Annotated in this window: 4 protein-coding genes; all 4 read left to right on the top strand. The window is 65.0% G+C overall.

Features of this window, described 5'->3' with window-relative positions; genetic code table 11:
• A partial coding sequence (gene hflK / locus JWR89_RS01485; protein ID WP_299710855.1) for an FtsH protease activity modulator HflK occupies positions 1 to 657 on the top strand: 657 nt, incomplete at its 5' end.
• Positions 654 to 1,550, top strand: a complete 897-nt coding sequence (locus JWR89_RS01480) for a protease modulator HflC (RefSeq protein WP_299710853.1) — start codon at positions 654 to 656, stop codon at positions 1,548 to 1,550. The genes hflK and JWR89_RS01480, both read left to right, overlap by 4 nt.
• Before the next feature lie 141 nt (positions 1,551 to 1,691).
• Complete coding sequence (locus tag JWR89_RS01475; protein WP_299710850.1) at positions 1,692 to 1,892, top strand: DUF2065 domain-containing protein; 201 nt, start codon at positions 1,692 to 1,694, stop codon at positions 1,890 to 1,892.
• Positions 1,893 to 2,148: 256 nt separating this feature from the next.
• Positions 2,149 to 3,600, top strand: a 1,452-nt coding sequence (locus tag JWR89_RS01470) for a Do family serine endopeptidase (RefSeq protein WP_299710847.1), incomplete at its 3' end; no start/stop codon positions are given.

Raw genomic sequence — 3,600 nt, 5'->3', positions numbered from 1 at the left:
ATCAAGCCGGACGGTGTCGGCAACTTCCTGTTCAACATCCAGAATCCCGAAGGCACCGTGAAGGCGGTGGCCGAAAGCGCGATGCGCGAAGTGGTGGGACGGACCAACATCCAGCCGATCCTGACCGGCGCGCGCACCACCACGGAAGCCAACGTGCAGGATCTGATGCAGAAGACGCTCGACAGCTACGGCGCCGGCGTTCTGGTGCAGCAGGTGCAGATGCAGAAAGTCGATCCGCCGGCCCAGGTGATCGATGCGTTCCGCGACGTCCAGGCCGCACGCGCCGATCTCGAGCGTCTGCAGAACGAAGCGCAGACCTATGCGAACCGCGTCGTTCCCGATGCGCGCGGCCGGGCCTCGCAGATCCTGCAGGTCGCCGAAGGCTACAAGGAGCAGGCGATCGCCGAGGCCAAGGGCCAGAGCTCGCGCTTCCTGAAGGTCTATGACGAGTACAAGAAGGCGCCCGACGTCACCCGTCAGCGCATCTATCTCGAAACCATGGAGCGGATCCTCGGCGGCGCCGAGAAGCTGGTCTATGACGGCGGCGCCGGCGCGCAAGGCGTCGTGCCCTATCTTCCCCTCAACGAACTGACGCCGCGGCGTCAGCCCCCGGCGACACCAGTGCAGCCGCAACAGCAGAGCGGGAGCACCCGATGAAGTCCGGCATTTCAGGTATCGTCGCACTGATCGTGCTGCTCGCCGTCATCATCATCGGCTACAGCTCGCTGTTCACCGTCCGTCAGACCGAACAGGTCCTCGTGGTCCGGCTCGGCGAGCCGGTTCGCGTGGTCACCGAACCCGGTCTGAACTTCAAGGTGCCGTTCATCGACAGCGTCATCTCGATCGACAAGCGGATTCTCGATCTGGAAAACCCGGCGCAGGAAGTCATTGCGTCGGATCAGAAGCGGCTGGTGGTCGATGCGTTCGCCCGCTACCGCATCAAGAACGCGCTGCGCTTCTACCAGAGCATCGGTTCGATCCAGGCGGCGAACATCCAGCTCACCACGCTGCTCAACGCGTCGCTGCGCCGCGTGCTCGGCGAGGTCACCTTCATCCAGGTCGTGCGTGACGAGCGCGAGGCCCTGATGAACAAGATCCGCGACCAGCTCGACAAGGAAGCCGACGGCTACGGCATCTCGGTGGTGGATGTCCGCATCCGCCGCGCCGATCTGCCGGAGTCGAACAGCCAGGCGGTGTACCAGCGGATGCAGACGGAACGTCAGCGGGAAGCCGCCGAGTTCCGCGCGCAAGGCGGCCAGAAGGCGCAGGAAATCCGCTCCAAGGCCGATCGCGAAGCGACCGTGATCATCGCCGATGCCAACTCCACGTCCGAAACCGTACGCGGCGTCGGCGACGGCGAGCGCAACCGGCTGTTCGCGGAAGCCTATGGCAAGGACGCCGACTTCTTCGCGTTCTATCGCTCGATGACCGCCTACGAGAACGGGTTGAAGAGCAACGACACCCGCTTCCTGCTGCGGCCGGATTCGGAGTTCTTCCGCTTCTTCGCCCATCCGTCGGGCAAGCCGCCCGAGGCGGCGGCGAAGCCGTAAGGACGAGCTCTGCTGCAGCGCACGCGACCGCGGTTTTGCGTTCGCGGGCACTCTGATCTAAGGAAGAGGCGCGTCCCCTCCGGGGCGCGCCTCTTTTGTATAAAAGCGCCAGGGTGCGAACGTTTCGGGAGTTGAAGTCGGATGAGGTCCATAGCGTTCGCCGACTTCCTCATCGGCATCGGTATTCTGTTCGTGCTGGAAGGCATCCTGTTCCTGGCGTTTCCAGGCTGGATGCGGCGTGCCATGAAAAGCGCGCTGGCAACGCCGGACAATCTGTTGCGGATCGCCGGCATCGGCTCGGCGGTCGCCGGCCTGATCCTGATCTGGTTCGTGCGGCGGTAGCGCTCGCTTGTAGGGTGGCAAAGCGAAGCGTGCCCACGACTTCCATCGCGCGTTAGAACGCGTGGGCACGGCGCAAGCGCGGTTTTGCCCACCCTACGGCTCTCCGCGCAAGAGGGGGCGAGGGAAGCGCACCCGCATTCCGCCGCAATCGACGGCCCTGATGGGGTGGCAGCCGGCCGCCGCGAAGGCTTGCGCCGGCGCGCCGTTCGGGCGCAATCTGCATGAAATTGCCGACTCTTTCAGGAGCGTTTCCGCCATGTCCATCGCGACTCCAGCCCTCCGCACCCGCCTGCGTCCGCTGCTGACCGCCGTCTGCCTCGGCACCGCGGTGGCGGCCTTCTCCGCGCCGGCCTTCGCTCGGGGTCCCGATGGGATCGCCGACGTCGCCGAGAAGGTGATCGATGCGGTGGTCAATATCTCGACCACGCAGACGGTGGAGGCCAAGGGCGGCGACAAGAACGGCGGCGACAAGAGCGACAACCCGCGCGGGGCGATGCCGCAACTGCCGCCGGGTTCGCCGTTCGAGGAGTTCTTCGACGACTTCTTCAAGAACCGTAGGGGCGGGCCGGGCGGCGACAAGAACGGCGGCATGCAGCCGCGCAAGACCAATTCGCTCGGCTCCGGCTTCATCATCGACACCTCGGGCATCGTGGTCACCAACAACCACGTCATTGCCGACGCCGATGAGATCAACGTCATCATGAATGACGGCACCAAGATCAAGGCGGAGCTGGTCGGTGTCGACAAGAAGACCGATCTGGCGGTGCTGAAATTTACTCCGGTGAAGCCGCTGATCGCGGTCAAGTTCGGCGATTCCGAAAAGCTGCGGCTCGGCGAATGGGTGATCGCCATCGGCAACCCGTTCTCGCTCGGCGGCACGGTGACCGCCGGCATCGTCTCGGCGCGCAACCGCGACATCAATTCAGGGCCCTATGACAGCTACATCCAGACCGACGCCTCGATCAACCGCGGCAATTCCGGCGGCCCGCTGTTCAACCTCGACGGCGACGTAATCGGCGTCAACACGCTGATCATCTCGCCCTCGGGCGGCTCGATCGGCATCGGCTTTGCGGTGCCGTCGAAGACGGTGACGCAGGTGGTGGCGCAATTGCGCGAGTTCGGCGAGCTGCGCCGCGGCTGGCTCGGCGTCCGCATCCAGCAGGTCACCGACGAGATCGCCGAGAGCCTCAACATCAAGCCGGCACGGGGCGCCCTGATCGCCGGCGTCGATGACAAGGGCCCGGCCAAGCCGGCCGGAATCGAGCCCGGTGACGTGGTGATCAAGTTCGACGGCAAGGACGTCAAGGAGCCGAAGGACCTGTCGCGCATCGTGGCCGACACCTCGGTCGGCAAGGCCGTCGATGTCACCATCATCCGCAAGGGCAAGGAAGTGTCCAAGCAGGTCACGCTGGGCCGGCTCGACGACGGCGAGAAGGCGGTGCAGGCGTCGGTGAAGTCGACGCCGGAAGCCGACAAGCCGGCGACGCAGAAGGCGCTCGGCCTCGACCTTACCGGGATCAGCAAGGAGCTGCGCGCGAAGTACAAGATCAAGGATAGCATCAAGGGCGTGATCGTCACTGGCGTCGATAGCGGCTCCGACGCCGCCGAGAAGCGGCTGTCGGCCGGCGACGTCATCGTTGAAGTCGCGCAGGAAGCGGTGACCAACGCCGCCGACGTCAAGAAGCGCGTCGATGCCTTGAAGAAGGAC

The sequence above is a fragment of the Tardiphaga sp. genome (genome assembly GCF_028290785.1).
Lineage (GTDB): Bacteria > Pseudomonadota > Alphaproteobacteria > Rhizobiales > Xanthobacteraceae > Tardiphaga.
Note: the sequence above shows the minus strand (reverse complement) of the source record. Positions and strands in the feature narration are given on the sequence as shown.

Bases quoted from the DNA above. Each gene is read 5' to 3' on its own strand.
- JWR89_RS01480 (WP_299710853.1), top strand. From the start codon at position 654: ATGAAGTCCGGCATTTCAGGTATCGTCGCACTGATCGTGCTGCTCGCC.
- JWR89_RS01475 (WP_299710850.1), top strand. From the start codon at position 1,692: ATGAGGTCCATAGCGTTCGCCGACTTCCTCATCGGCATCGGTATTCTG.